This window comes from Sulfurimonas sp. (assembly GCF_028714975.1).
In the GTDB taxonomy this organism is placed as follows: Bacteria; Campylobacterota; Campylobacteria; order Campylobacterales; family Sulfurimonadaceae; genus Sulfurimonas.
The window spans coordinates 224,510-236,506 of sequence record NZ_JAQTLH010000004.1 but is presented as its reverse complement, the minus strand read 5'-3'; the positions used below and the strand labels follow the sequence as shown (position 1 = coordinate 236,506).

Here is an 11,997-nt window from a genome sequence, read left to right as displayed (position 1 = left end):
GATCATAAGCTTTCAATTTTAAACGAATTTTTTCCATGTTTTTCCTTCTAAAGAACTCGTCAAGTCTTGCCTGACTATTTAAGGGAGCGGAATTGTATCCAAACTATCTCTATAATTCAAGAATATATGGACTAAAATTTAAAATTTATACAATTTTATTTCCTTTTAATAAGGAAATGGTAAAATTGCAACATGGAAATTTTACTTGAAGAGTTATACAAAACCGACATACATTTAGATAAATTTCACTTTAGAAAATTATCTTTAGAAAATTTTAGTTATCAGATAAACGGGATATCGCAAAGCGGAAAAACAAAACTTGTTAAAAACTATCTGCTCGGACTTAAAAAAAACAGCTACATATATATTGACTGCAGTGACTTGCGTATTGATATAGATGAGTTCAACAATATACTCCAAAATTTTTGCAACAATAACAGAATTGAAACACTTGTACTCGACAACTATATTCAAACTATTAAAATAGTAAATGTAGCGCAGTTAATTATTTGCAGCGAAATAAATTATCAGATAGAGTTTTTAAACACCATTAGGCTATATCCGCTAGATTATGAAGAGTTTCTTGCCTATGAACATAAATATGATTCAAGTTCACTCAACCACTTTTTTCAACTAGGCGGTTTTCCGTTTATGCATAAGATAAATAGCGACGAGAGAGTTATCTATCTCCAAAAAATATTAAAAAATACACTAAATGAAATAGAACTTGACATTCTGATTTTTTGTACAAAAATGATGGCACAAAAAATATCTCCATACTCTATATATGAGAGGCTTAAACATACAAGAAAAATATCAAAAGACAAACTCTATAAATCTTTTGATGCTCTGAGCGAAAAAGGCTACATACATCAACTGCAAAAAACAAATCATCCAAAAGCAATCAGAAAAATTTATCTGTGCGACATATCTTTAAAATCTGCACTTAGCATAGATAAACATTTCGGCAGGCTTTTTGAAAATATGATTTACCTAGAACTTTTAAAATCAAACCAAGAGTGCTTTTACGATGACGGCATTGATTTTTATCTCCCGCTTAGCGAAGAGGTGATTTTAGGAATGCCTTTTGCGGATGAGAGGGTGCTGTTTAAAAAAATAGAGTCTATTGAAGCATTCTTATTTACATATCAGATTAAAAAAGTGACTGCAATAACAATGAGCAAAGAGGGAAGCATGAGCCATCCGCTATCTGTCGTAGAGATGATTCCTTTTGATATCTGGGCGCTTGGAGATTAATATAAATTATAAATTTATGATAGAATATACGACCAAAAATAAAAGGATGCGATTTTATGTTTTTTTCAAAAAATACCGATAAAAGTCTAATCAAAGAGTTAGTACACGATATGGCACTTCTTAAAGAGGAACTAGATTTCTACAAAGAGATGGCTGCTTTTTCTCAAGAAGAGATGTTAGTCGCATTAAACAGAGACGGTTCCGTAGCTTTTTTAAATGAAATAGCCGCAATGAACATAAAATCAATAGACGATCTTTCAAAAGAGCTGCAAAAAAACAACAATATCATTGAACTAAACGGATGCAGTGGTAAAGCTGTCTTTAGAAAATCAAAAAACAGAGATGCTACATTTTATAGAATAACAAAAACAGATATGCGCGATACACGTGACAGCGATATCTTAAGTCTTCATCAGCAAGCCATAACATCCGCACTGACGGATACACAAAAAACTTTTTCGCAGATGCTTGAAGAGCTAAAAGTAATGAAAAGCGAGTCCGTAGTGATTGCGAACGACTCAAAAGAGGGTCTTGTACTCATAGAACAATCGGCTCGCGCTATGGATATGCTTAGTCAAAATACACAACTAAACATTACCGGCATGCATTCTCTAAACCAAAGAAGCAATGAGATATCTACGGTACTTACGCTTATCCAAGACATAGCAGACCAAACAAACCTACTGGCTCTTAATGCTGCGATTGAAGCTGCCCGTGCGGGTGAGCATGGACGCGGTTTTGCCGTTGTTGCCGATGAAGTTAGAAAACTTGCCGAGAAGACGCAAACAGCTACTAAGGATATATCTTTAGTCGTAAAAGCTATGCAGCAAGAGACAAACGAGGCAGAGACTAACACTAACGAGGTAAACGACATCGTTATAGAGACAAAAGATAAGATAGAAGATTTAAGTCTAAAAATCAAATCCTTTGAAGAAAATGCCTCTCGCAGCCAGTACGAAGTAGAGCACATCAGCGACAAAATATTTTCATCTTTAGCTAAGATAGACCATGTTATATATAAACATAATGTTTATGCTCTTATCTTCGGCGAGGAGAATAGCTTTAACAATACATCACACAATGAATGTCGTCTAGGAAAATGGTACACAAGCGGCATAGGCAAAGAAACCTTTTCTAAAATGCCATCATATGCCAAACTTGAGAGACCTCATGCTATAGTGCATGAGCAGGCAAATCTACTTGCAACCGAATGCGGTTCGGATAAGAACATCTGTTCAAAAGAGATTATAGAACAACGCATCCATGCGATAGAAGATGCCAGCAATGATGTTTTTAAATATCTCGATGCCTTAGTGGATGAAAAAGCTAAAGAGGCTATGTATATAGCAGCAAAAGAACTATTTAAACAAGGAGAAAAAAAAGATGAGTACACAACAAAAAAACATAGTTATCATAGATGACGAAAATGATATTTTGCAGATGCTGGAGAAATATCTTTCTCGTGATGGCGGATATAGAATTACGACATACAGCAATCCGGTAAATGCAATATCTTCTCTGCCAAAAGATACGGATTTGATACTGCTTGATATTATGATGCCGCAAATGAACGGTTTGGACGCTCTTCCTAAACTATTGGAAAAAAATCCAAAAACAAAAGTGCTTATGATGACAGCCTACTCTACCCTTGACAAAGTTCTTAACGCTCACAGATACGGAGCAACGGATTATATAATGAAACCGTTCTCTTCCCTTGATGCGCTGGGTAAAAAAATTAAAGAAGTTTTGAAAAAATAGTTATGGAAATAAACGAGATATCTATCCTTTTTGTAGAAGACGATGAAAAAATAAGAACGCAGATATCTAATTTTTTAACGTCAAAAAAGTTTAAAAACATATATGTAGCCAAGGATGGAGAAGACGGGTTTTTAAAATATCGGGAATATAAACCCGATATCGTATTGACGGATTTGACTATGCCTATTATGAGCGGGCTTGAGATGTCAAAAAAGATTAAAATTTTAAATGAAAATACCCCGATACTTCTTATCACTTCCCATTTTGAAAAAGAGATAACGGAAGAAGCGGTCGACATCGGTATAGACGCCTATCTTTTCAAACCGCTTACACTTGAGAGAGTTGAGAAAATACTAAATAAATATATAGAGCGAATTCTGCTTCAAAGAAAGTTTAAAAATGAACATAAACTCTTAGAAGAGTATAAACGCGTCATAGATATCAGCGCTTCTGTTACCAAAACCGATACGAGAGGCATCATAACATATGTGAACGACTCATTTTGCAAAATGACCGGTTACTCTAAAGATGAAGTTATCGGGAAAGACCACAATATCATTAAACATCCTGAGACAAAAAGCAAACTTCATAAAGAGATGTGGGCAACGATATCAAATAAAAAGGTATGGCGCGGGCGTGTCAAAAATCTTAAAAAAAACAGAGAAACCTACTATGAACATTTGGTGATAGTGCCCATCGTAAATGAAGAGAATATAATCCAAGAGTACATAGCGCTTAAACAAGATGTTACGGAACTCTCCACTCAAAAAGAGCAGCTAAAAAAACGCATAGAAGAAGAGGTTGAAAAAAATATAAATCTCCACAAAGAGAGAGAAAAAGAGAGGCTTTTAGAGGAAAAATTTTCAATTATAGGAAAAATGGCTGCAGGAATTACCCATGAGATAAATACCCCTCTTACATATATAAAGGGTAATCTGGAGCTGATGATACAGGATATAAAAGAGCTAGACGACAGCGTAAAACAAAAAAAATATCTACAAGAAGACAGCAAAACATTACTAGACGGAGTAAGCAGAATCGCCTCTATAGTTGAATCGATGAGAGAGATGGCATCTCAAGCAAAAGAGAAACCCCAAGTAACAAACATTTACTCCTCTTTAATAACAGCACTTACGCTCTCACACAACAAAGCAAAATTTATCTCAAACATTACAATTCAAAATAAGCCGTTCAAACTCGGCATGGATAAAGATCTGTACACTTTTACGGCACCAATCCAAAACCAGAGAATTGAGCAAGTTTTTATCATAATTATAAACAATGCGCTTGATGCGCTAAAACTTAGCAATAATTTTGAAACAAGAGTGCTAGACATAACGCTAAGAGATGAAGATGAATATATAGTAGTGGACTTTAAGGATAACGGCGGCGGGATAAGCCAAGAGATGATGCCAAATATTTTTGACTCGTTTCAAAGTTCCAAAACCGAGGGTGGAATGGGTCTTGGTCTTAATGTCGCTAAGAAAATAGTTGAGGATCACGGCGGGAAAATTGTTCCGTCAAACCACGAAAACGGTGCACTCTTTGAAGTTTATCTTCCTAAAAGGCTAAAACTGCAAAATGAGAGCTGATTTATGCGGAATTGATGAGGCGGGACGCGGACCCATTGCAGGCAATTTGGTAATTGCGGGCTGTATTTTAAAAAAACCGATAGACGGTTTAAATGATTCAAAAAAGCTCAGTGAAAAAAAAAGAGAGGCTCTCTATGAAATTATCATCAAAAGCTCCTCTTACCATATAGTTAGATTCTCTCCAAAAGAGATTGATAAAGAGGGCATATCGCTATGCCTAAGAAGAGGCTTAGAAGAGATTATGAAAAACCTTGCTTGCAGTGAGTATCTTTTTGACGGAAACTCTACATTTGGCGTAAGCGGGCTTAAAACTATGATAAAAGCAGATACAAAAATACCTGAGGTAAGTGCCGCTTCAATTTTGGCTAAAGTAACCCACGACAGAGATATAATTGAGGTCGCAAAAAAATACCCAATGTACGGTTTTGAAAAACACAAAGGGTACGGAACCGCGCTACATATAGAGATGATAAAAAAGCACGGTTACTCTGAAATCCATAGAAAAAGCTATAGACTCAAAGCACTTGCACCCGAAGGGCATGCCAAGCCTACGCTTTTTTAAAAATTTTTAAAAGAGATAATTTAACTCAAAACGGTACTCTTTGTATGAGTCTTTGTCTGTTCCGCTTGTACGATTCTCGGCATCAACGGAAGCAAAACGAACTCTTGCGTCAAGCTGCGGTGTGAGCTGCTGAACTAAATCTATATGTATAACGCTCATATCGGCTTGCGCTCCGGCAGCCTGTTTGCTCTCGTCAAAATTTTGAATCACATAGCGACCCATAGCTTTAAATCCTTCAAGAATTTGAGCTTTTCCAAAGTCATAAGTTACTTCGCCCATAGTACTTTTTGTATTTGCTATCCAGTTTGTCTGAGCCATTGCACGTGTATATCCACCTGTTGGAAAACCTCTCCACGGAGCGACTAAGTCTGCCTCATTGGCTACATCCGAGTAACCTGCTAAAACTTTAAGTGCACCTTTGGTTAAAACTAAACGAGCCATCCATACCGAACCGTCAAGCGAATATCTATCTTTATAGCCAAGCAGCGTTGTCGGGTGTTTATCTCTTGCTAAATTTCCGCTCAAACTTGCTCCGCCGATTACACCGCCACCGTCATCAATTTGACGCATATAGCGAAATCCGGGAGTTAACAAGAAACCGTCTCCTAAGTCTACTTTGTAGTTCACTTCTCCTATAACGGATGAAAGTACATTTGGAACTGCCGTGTAGGTAACATCAAGTTCTAAATTTTCAATAGATTTATTGTTTATAGCTGCTATTACCAGCTCATGTTCCGGATCTTCTCCCGCTGCTACAAAATTTGTATAACTTAGCCCCTTATGAACACCGCTATCATCATTGTTGTTCCAACTGTTGCCTGAAGAGTCTTTAAAAGTTAAAACATCATGAAAAGTCGTATGATCTCTTAATTTTTGAGCAGTCAGATATGCACCTTTAAGAGTTGTTTTTGGTACCTCTTTTGATTCAAAACTTAAACCTTCAAAACTATTTGGAATCATCTTTGTATCATTTGAAGCAGTAAGAGCCGATTCAAAAAAGTGGCGACCGAATTTAAACGATGTTTTTGAGATGTCATACTGCAGATAAGCTTGAGCCAAAACTGCCATATACCAATCACCCTCCTTACTAACATCATAACGGCTGAAAGTGTCTTTACCCGATTTTACAAACCCTACATCCGCATTTTCTTCACGGAGAGAATCAAACGGACTGCTTGAGTAGTAAAAACCTGCCGTTGCACTAAGACCTGAGAGCGGAGCTGTTTTATAGATCAAACTGCCGCCGAGACCAAAAGCTTTATTGTCAGAATTGGAAGCATTATTGGGAGCTTCCCAATCATATCTAAAAATATTTGTTCTAAGGCGACCGTAAAACATACCGTTTGTAAACGCTTCACTTATATTGTTTGCAGAGGATGGAAGAGTGTTGTACACCTCATCCATATTACCCTGCAAAGTTCTTTTTGGCTTTATTTCATCACTGCTTAATGCAGTAACAAGCATACATGTAGTCATCGCTGCAATACTAATTTTCAATAATTTCATATTAACCCCTTTTTCATCTAATTTAAAAATTCTCTAACAAAATCACATTTACAAAAGTATCTTTGCTAAGATCTCCATCTTCTTCGCCGGTTATCATCAAAGCGCTATTTTGCAGCATATTTGTTAAAATTGCCGAACTTCCTACTTTTTTATCTCTAAAATTTACAAAATATTGACCGTCTATTGTCTCAACATTGCAAGCAGTGAACTCCGTAAGTCTGCTTCTTTTTGTAAAATCTTCACTAAGTTTTGCCTCAACCGTTTTGTATGCACTGCCACGACCAAGCATCTTTGCAATAAGCGGCAACACATATAAAATAGCCGTAACTGTTGACGAATAGGCGAATCCCGGAAGAGCCAAAATAAATCTATCATCTTTTTGCGCTACCAAAATATGTTTTCCCGGTTTTATCGCCACACCCTTGTAAATCACTTCGGCGCCCAAACGAGGAACTATATCTTTTACAAAATCATAATCTCCTACGCTTACACCGCCGGTACTTACCAAAATATCGGCGCAACTTAGAGCATTTTGAAATGTCTGCATAATCGAGCCTCTGTCATCGCCGACCGTTCCAAGCTGCACTACTTCTGCTCCTGCTTGCTCAAAAAGCGCCGCAAGCGTGTAGTTATTTGAGCTTCTGATTTGAGCTTCGTTATCGCTGCTGACACCCAAATCCAAGATCTCGCTTCCTGTTGAAATAACCGCGACACGAGGCTTGAGCGCAACTTTTACCATTACGCGATTAAGTGCCGCCATTACGCCGATTTCGACAAAACCTATCTTTGTGCCTTTTTTTATAAGCACATCTCCGGCTCTGTACCCCTCACCTATCGGACGGACGGATGAACCTTTTGCAACGCTCTCGTTTATAATGATTTTTCCGCCATCTACCGTGACATTTTCTATCTGAATAAGAGTATCGGCACCATGAGGCATTTTTGAACCTGTAAAAGTTTTGATGCATTCGCCGCTTTTTATAGTCCGCTTTTCATCGCTTCCTGCCGGATTGTCTCCTAGAATAGCAATGCTTTTGCTCTCTAAATCGCTATGGATTACCGCATATCCGTCCATCGAAGCAGTCGGAAATTGCGGATCGTTAAACTCTGCAACGATATCTTCATACAAAACTCTTCCAAGAGACGAACTAAGCGCTACATTCTGACTTCTTTGAGAATTTACCTGCAGTAAATCCAACATATTTTGGCTTGTTTCATATGATAGTAGACTCATCTTAAGATTCCGCTCCCTTTTATAGCAGTTGAACGATCAAGCGCATAGATTCTTTTGCCGCCCTTTAAATCATATTTCCAAATAGGAGCCGATGCTTTAAAATCCTCTACAAACTCGTCTATAAACTCCAAAGCAACACGGCGTTTAGGAGAAAAAACGGCAGCAATGTATGAAGATTCATGAAGCATCACATCCCCACGCGAGTGAGCCATTTTTATAACCGCGCCTCTCTCTTTTGCCCTCTTCTGCCACGCCTCAAACCAAGAGTTAAGTATGGGTTCATAGATATCAAAACTAAGTCCCTCAATACCGTCTTCGCTTCTTACCGTTCCGACAAAAGGTATATATGCCCCGTAGTTGCTATTTGCTTCTTGCTCGTACCAATCTTTTAAAATTTGTGGAACATTCAGCGCTCCGTCATACAGATAAAGCATCACTCAACCTCCGCAAACAGGCGGAAGAAGAGCAACTCTATCTCCATCTTTTAGCTCTATGTCTCTACTGCTTACAAGCATATCATTTACCGCAACGGCGGAGTTTTCCAGCCACGGCTGCATCTCTTCATCATTTTGCAATATTTTAGCCAACTCGCTTAAGTTCGCTATCTCTAACTTCAGAGACTCTTTTTGTATCGGACCTAAAAATTCTACTGTAACCAAAATATCGCTCCATAACTATTTTTATTGCTATCATTATATCAAACTCATCTTTTTTATAAGTTAAGAGCTGTATAATTTTGCCAAATATCTATCGGAGAAGAGAGTGGTTTTTGGAAAAATCGAGTATCTAAATCTTTTACCTTTTCATGTTTTTATGAAACGATTTACAAGAACTGCTCAAGAGAGTATGAGTATGCACTACTACCGTGATGTTCCTGCAAAAACAAACAAAAAATTTATCTCACACAGAGTCGATGCCGCTTTTATCTCCAGCATAAAAGCAAAAAATCATAAACATGTAAATTTAGGAATAATTGCAAAAAAAGAGGTTTTGAGCGTTTTGGTAGTTCCACATATAAATAATGTAAATGATACCGCATCGGAGACTTCAAATGTGCTTGCAAAAATTTTAAATGCACAAGGCGAAGTCTTAATAGGCGACAAAGCGCTTAGATATTATCTGCAAAACAAACCTCATATAGATTTGGCGAAAATGTGGAATGAAAAGTACAATCTGCCTTTTGTTTTTGCGCTTTTATGCTATCACAAAGATAAAAAAATTTATAAAAAAATTGAAAAAAATTTCTTAAAAAGCAGAATAAAAATCCCAAGATACATTTTAAATGAAGCCTCGACAAGAACCGAAATCTCACAAAAGAACATATTAAACTACTTAAAACATATCTCTTACCGTCTTGATACGAAGGCCAAAAAAGGACTTGCTAAATTTTATAAAGAAGCTTTAAAAGCATAAACTCTCTTTGGCTCTCATCTTTTTAACAAAATCCCGTGATATATCATTAAAATCTATAAGAAATTATCAAGTTTAAGTTTGTTATACTTTTTTGTATCGTTTGGTTTAAAAAGTTAAAAATAATTATTTAAAGGTTTGAAATGAAATTTATATTTTTAGTTTTACCTCTATATTTGTATTCGGGAAATCTTGTCGATGTCATGTATCAAAGAAATGCTATTAAGGCAGAAAGAAACCATATATTGGCCGATAAGAATAGTATTAGAAAGGCAGAATATGAATTGTCAAAAACAAAAATTGAGAAAGTTCAGCTAAAAGCCGCTAACGATAATGCGCAAAAAGCAAATGAGTTATATTATGAAAAACTTAAAGAAAGAGATAAAGCAGATAATAACACAAGAAATATTGAAACAACCGATACAACGAACACAAATAAAGGCTTATTGGCCGCTGCTTATAAACCGTCTGACTTTAACGGCAAACCGCAACTTAAACTGGAAAATCTACATATTCTCGGAATCTCCAGCATTAAACCGTTTAAAGACAACAAGCTGATTATAGAAGCAGCTAACGGCACTTTTGCATTACCGAGAGAGAAGTTTAACGAAGCACAGAAGATTAACTTTACTCAAGAATTAGTGCAATAGCCGATACGCTTTTTTATCCAAAAGTAATTAGTCTAACTTCGCTTTCTCACACTGCGTCGGCATATCATTTAGTCCTTGTTTCTCAACCCAGAATTTATAGCTGTTTTTATTAGTATCGATTTGGACGACATAGATGCTGTCAAAGTCGCCATTTTCCCATGCAGGCACTGTTATACCCTCCGGTACGATAGACTTGACTATTTCAACTATTAGATGATGCTCCCAAGCTACAAAGATAGTAGCATCGTTAAACTTGCTCTCTTTTAACTCTGCTACCAGCGGTGCAACCTCTAAAAAACCAAACTGAACATTTACAGGCAAACCATATCTGATAGCGGTAGGCTCGATAGTTGCCAATGGTCTTATGTAATCATACAAAACTCCGCTATCTTTCTTTTGTTTAGCAGGGTTTGAAGCAAAGACAGCCGTCGGTTTTCCAAACTTTTGTTCCAAAACATCCGGAAGTCTTAAGGCTCTATTTAGCCCTTGGCAATTTATCTGCCCCAGCCCGCCGGACGGTTTTTCACCATGCCTGACAAATACAATAGTCTCTAATCCAAACAGCGATGTGCAAAACGATAAAAATAGCCAAAATAAAATAACTTTACGCAACTATTGCACCTATCATAACAGCTAGTCCTGTCACGCCAAGCCCCAAAGATGCAAGCCAAAACTTTTTATTTCTAGTTAGCGCCGAGATTGATGCCATGGCGATTGATATCTGTAAGAAAGTAATAGCGAAGCTAAGTATGTGATGCTTGTGGTAAGAATGTTCACTCTCAAGATTTTTTGCTTCTCTCTTTTCTTCAAGTTTTTTCGCTTCAGCTTTTATGCTCTCTTGCTCTTTCTCATATTTTGCCACTTTTACTTTGAGATCATCCGCTTTTTCAGGAAAAAGTTCAGAGCTTACCTTATAAATATGCCCTTTTACGCTCTTTGCTTGATAAAAACTCCACTGGTCCGATGCTTCACTTTGCAATAATACCGCTTCGTTTTTGCTCAAAATAGTATTTGCAGTGACTTGTGACTCATATAAACCTGCTAAAGCAGTGATGATAGCTATGATTGCGGTGCTAAGGGATACATATGAAAGCCATCCTCTCTCCTCCTCCTCATGGTGCCTTATCTCCTCCATTGCCTCTTCAACTTGTTTTAGTTGCTCTTCAACTGCGCCATGCTCCATCCTATTTTCTCCTTTAAATTAATTGAATTCTCTAAACAAAGTCTCTTATCGGCTCTGTTTTAAAATTTTTCTTATTATAAACTTTTTATCTTTTTTTATTGTTGAATGTGTGAGTAAAATTGCTAAATGGATTGATTATTCTAAAGGATACTATAAAAGTCTACGATTGTTGCGTTTAATTGTTGAATCTGTGTTTTAAAGAGTCTTTGAAGTATTATATTTTAGGAAGTTTAAAGTAGATGGTGCGGATGAGAGGACTTGAACCTCCACACCTTACGGCACTAGATCCTAAGTCTAGCGTGTCTGCCATTTCACCACATCCGCACATGGTTGTTTAACAATTAAAAGTGGTACGCCCTAGAGGATTCGAACCTCTGACCGATGCCTTAGAAGGGCATTGCTCTATCCAGCTGAGCTAAGGACGCATACATTATAAAAATGGTGCGCCCGATAGGATTCGAACCTATAACCGTCGGATCCGAAGTCCGAAACTCTATCCAATTGAGCCACGAACGCCACAAAGTTTATTATTTTTAAGTTTTTTTATATTTTTTTATTATGGGGTGGGATGCGGGGCTCGAACCCGTGACCCTCGGCACCACAAACCAATGCTCTAACCAACTGAGCTAATCCCACCATGTTTTTAAAAAATATAAAAGTGGTCGGGGTGAAAGGACTCGAACCTTCGGCCCCTTGGTCCCAAACCAAGTACTCTAACCATACTGAGCTACACCCCGACCTGTACATTAAAGCAACCTAACGGCTGATTAATGAGGCGAAATTATAGTTAATTACTTTTTAAAAGTCAATAGCATAAGAGCATATTTTTAAAGATTTTTATTAAA

The 11,997-nt window shown here is 37.2% G+C and carries 13 protein-coding genes and 5 tRNA genes; 7 read left to right on the top strand and 11 right to left on the bottom strand.

The window, feature by feature from the left end; genetic code table 11:
• Nucleotides 1-192: 192 nt before the first annotated feature.
• Genes PHQ93_RS05855 through PHQ93_RS05835 form a run of 5 tightly spaced genes read left to right on the top strand, consistent with a single transcriptional unit; the run spans nucleotide 193 to nucleotide 5,169 of the window.
• On the top strand, nucleotides 193-1,257 hold the full coding sequence (locus PHQ93_RS05855; protein ID WP_299942071.1) for an ATP-binding protein: 1,065 nt from the start codon (nucleotides 193-195) through the stop codon (nucleotides 1,255-1,257).
• Nucleotides 1,258-1,313: 56 nt separating this feature from the next.
• Entirely contained in the window at nucleotides 1,314-2,678 is a 1,365-nt protein-coding gene (locus PHQ93_RS05850) for a methyl-accepting chemotaxis protein (protein WP_299942069.1), read from the top strand.
• The gene (locus tag PHQ93_RS05845) at nucleotides 2,641-3,015 is read left to right on the top strand and encodes a response regulator (protein ID WP_299942067.1); all 375 of its coding nucleotides are present in this window, start codon (nucleotides 2,641-2,643) and stop codon (nucleotides 3,013-3,015) included. Before PHQ93_RS05850 ends, PHQ93_RS05845 begins: the two co-directional genes overlap by 38 nt.
• Nucleotides 3,016-3,017: 2 nt before the next feature.
• On the top strand, nucleotides 3,018-4,607 hold the full coding sequence (locus PHQ93_RS05840) for a response regulator (RefSeq protein WP_299942065.1): 1,590 nt from the start codon (nucleotides 3,018-3,020) through the stop codon (nucleotides 4,605-4,607).
• Nucleotides 4,597-5,169, top strand: coding sequence for a ribonuclease HII (locus PHQ93_RS05835; RefSeq protein WP_299942063.1), 573 nt, complete (start codon nucleotides 4,597-4,599; stop codon nucleotides 5,167-5,169). Before PHQ93_RS05840 ends, PHQ93_RS05835 begins: the two co-directional genes overlap by 11 nt.
• A 6-nt stretch (nucleotides 5,170-5,175) precedes the next feature.
• Here the strand turns inward: PHQ93_RS05835 and PHQ93_RS05830 are convergent, their stop codons facing one another.
• The 4 genes from PHQ93_RS05830 to PHQ93_RS05815 are packed head-to-tail and all read right to left on the bottom strand — an operon-like array spanning nucleotide 5,176 to nucleotide 8,568.
• A complete protein-coding gene (locus tag PHQ93_RS05830; protein ID WP_299942061.1) occupies nucleotides 5,176-6,675 on the bottom strand; it encodes an OprD family outer membrane porin in 1,500 nt (499 codons plus the stop codon).
• A gap of 22 nt (nucleotides 6,676-6,697) precedes the next feature.
• Nucleotides 6,698-7,909: a molybdopterin molybdotransferase MoeA gene (locus PHQ93_RS05825; protein ID WP_299942059.1), complete on the bottom strand. Its 1,212-nt coding sequence runs from the start codon at nucleotides 7,907-7,909 to the stop codon at nucleotides 6,698-6,700.
• Nucleotides 7,906-8,343 carry a molybdenum cofactor biosynthesis protein MoaE gene (locus PHQ93_RS05820; protein ID WP_299942057.1) on the bottom strand — a complete coding sequence of 146 codons (438 nt, stop codon included), beginning with the start codon at nucleotides 8,341-8,343 and terminating at the stop codon, nucleotides 7,906-7,908. The genes PHQ93_RS05825 and PHQ93_RS05820 overlap by 4 nt, the downstream gene beginning before the upstream one ends.
• A 3-nt stretch (nucleotides 8,344-8,346) precedes the next feature.
• Nucleotides 8,347-8,568 (bottom strand): MoaD/ThiS family protein, encoded by a 222-nt coding sequence (locus tag PHQ93_RS05815; RefSeq protein WP_299942055.1) that lies wholly within the window; start codon nucleotides 8,566-8,568, stop codon nucleotides 8,347-8,349.
• Nucleotides 8,569-8,671: 103 nt separating this feature from the next.
• Here PHQ93_RS05815 and PHQ93_RS05810 point away from each other — a divergent pair, with 103 nt between their 5' ends.
• Both PHQ93_RS05810 and PHQ93_RS05805 read left to right on the top strand, forming a co-directional pair.
• Nucleotides 8,672-9,322, top strand: a complete 651-nt coding sequence (locus PHQ93_RS05810; RefSeq protein WP_299942053.1) for an MqnA/MqnD/SBP family protein — start codon at nucleotides 8,672-8,674, stop codon at nucleotides 9,320-9,322.
• Nucleotides 9,323-9,462: 140 nt separating this feature from the next.
• Nucleotides 9,463-9,969: a hypothetical protein gene (locus tag PHQ93_RS05805; RefSeq protein ID WP_299942051.1), complete on the top strand. Its 507-nt coding sequence runs from the start codon at nucleotides 9,463-9,465 to the stop codon at nucleotides 9,967-9,969.
• A gap of 27 nt (nucleotides 9,970-9,996) precedes the next feature.
• Here the strand turns inward: PHQ93_RS05805 and PHQ93_RS05800 are convergent, their stop codons facing one another.
• From PHQ93_RS05800 to PHQ93_RS05770, 7 genes are all read right to left on the bottom strand, one after another.
• The gene (locus tag PHQ93_RS05800) at nucleotides 9,997-10,581 is read right to left on the bottom strand and encodes a hypothetical protein (RefSeq protein ID WP_299942049.1); all 585 of its coding nucleotides are present in this window, start codon (nucleotides 10,579-10,581) and stop codon (nucleotides 9,997-9,999) included.
• Nucleotides 10,574-11,152 carry a DUF4337 domain-containing protein gene (locus PHQ93_RS05795; RefSeq protein ID WP_299942047.1) on the bottom strand — a complete coding sequence of 193 codons (579 nt, stop codon included), beginning with the start codon at nucleotides 11,150-11,152 and terminating at the stop codon, nucleotides 10,574-10,576. Before PHQ93_RS05795 ends, PHQ93_RS05800 begins: the two co-directional genes overlap by 8 nt.
• A 240-nt stretch (nucleotides 11,153-11,392) precedes the next feature.
• Nucleotides 11,393-11,476 (bottom strand) — tRNA-Leu (locus PHQ93_RS05790).
• Nucleotides 11,477-11,500: 24 nt separating this feature from the next.
• A tRNA-Arg gene (locus PHQ93_RS05785) sits at nucleotides 11,501-11,577 on the bottom strand.
• 14 nt (nucleotides 11,578-11,591) lie between these two features.
• A tRNA-Arg gene (locus PHQ93_RS05780) sits at nucleotides 11,592-11,668 on the bottom strand.
• 43 nt (nucleotides 11,669-11,711) lie between these two features.
• Nucleotides 11,712-11,788 (bottom strand) — tRNA-His (locus PHQ93_RS05775).
• Between the two features lie 23 nt (nucleotides 11,789-11,811).
• Nucleotides 11,812-11,889, bottom strand: a tRNA-Pro gene (locus PHQ93_RS05770).
• Between the last annotated feature and the right edge of the window lie 108 nt (nucleotides 11,890-11,997).

Bases quoted from the DNA above. Each gene is read 5' to 3' on its own strand.
- PHQ93_RS05855 (WP_299942071.1), top strand. From the start codon at position 193: ATGGAAATTTTACTTGAAGAGTTATACAAAACCGACATACATTTAGAT.
- PHQ93_RS05850 (WP_299942069.1), top strand. From the start codon at position 1,314: ATGTTTTTTTCAAAAAATACCGATAAAAGTCTAATCAAAGAGTTAGTA.
- PHQ93_RS05845 (WP_299942067.1), top strand. From the start codon at position 2,641: ATGAGTACACAACAAAAAAACATAGTTATCATAGATGACGAAAATGAT.
- PHQ93_RS05840 (WP_299942065.1), top strand. From the start codon at position 3,018: ATGGAAATAAACGAGATATCTATCCTTTTTGTAGAAGACGATGAAAAA.
- PHQ93_RS05835 (WP_299942063.1), top strand. From the start codon at position 4,597: ATGAGAGCTGATTTATGCGGAATTGATGAGGCGGGACGCGGACCCATT.
- PHQ93_RS05830 (WP_299942061.1), bottom strand. From the start codon at position 6,675: ATGAAATTATTGAAAATTAGTATTGCAGCGATGACTACATGTATGCTT.
- PHQ93_RS05825 (WP_299942059.1), bottom strand. From the start codon at position 7,909: ATGAGTCTACTATCATATGAAACAAGCCAAAATATGTTGGATTTACTG.
- PHQ93_RS05820 (WP_299942057.1), bottom strand. From the start codon at position 8,343: ATGCTTTATCTGTATGACGGAGCGCTGAATGTTCCACAAATTTTAAAA.
- PHQ93_RS05805 (WP_299942051.1), top strand. From the start codon at position 9,463: ATGAAATTTATATTTTTAGTTTTACCTCTATATTTGTATTCGGGAAAT.
- PHQ93_RS05795 (WP_299942047.1), bottom strand. From the start codon at position 11,152: ATGGAGCATGGCGCAGTTGAAGAGCAACTAAAACAAGTTGAAGAGGCA.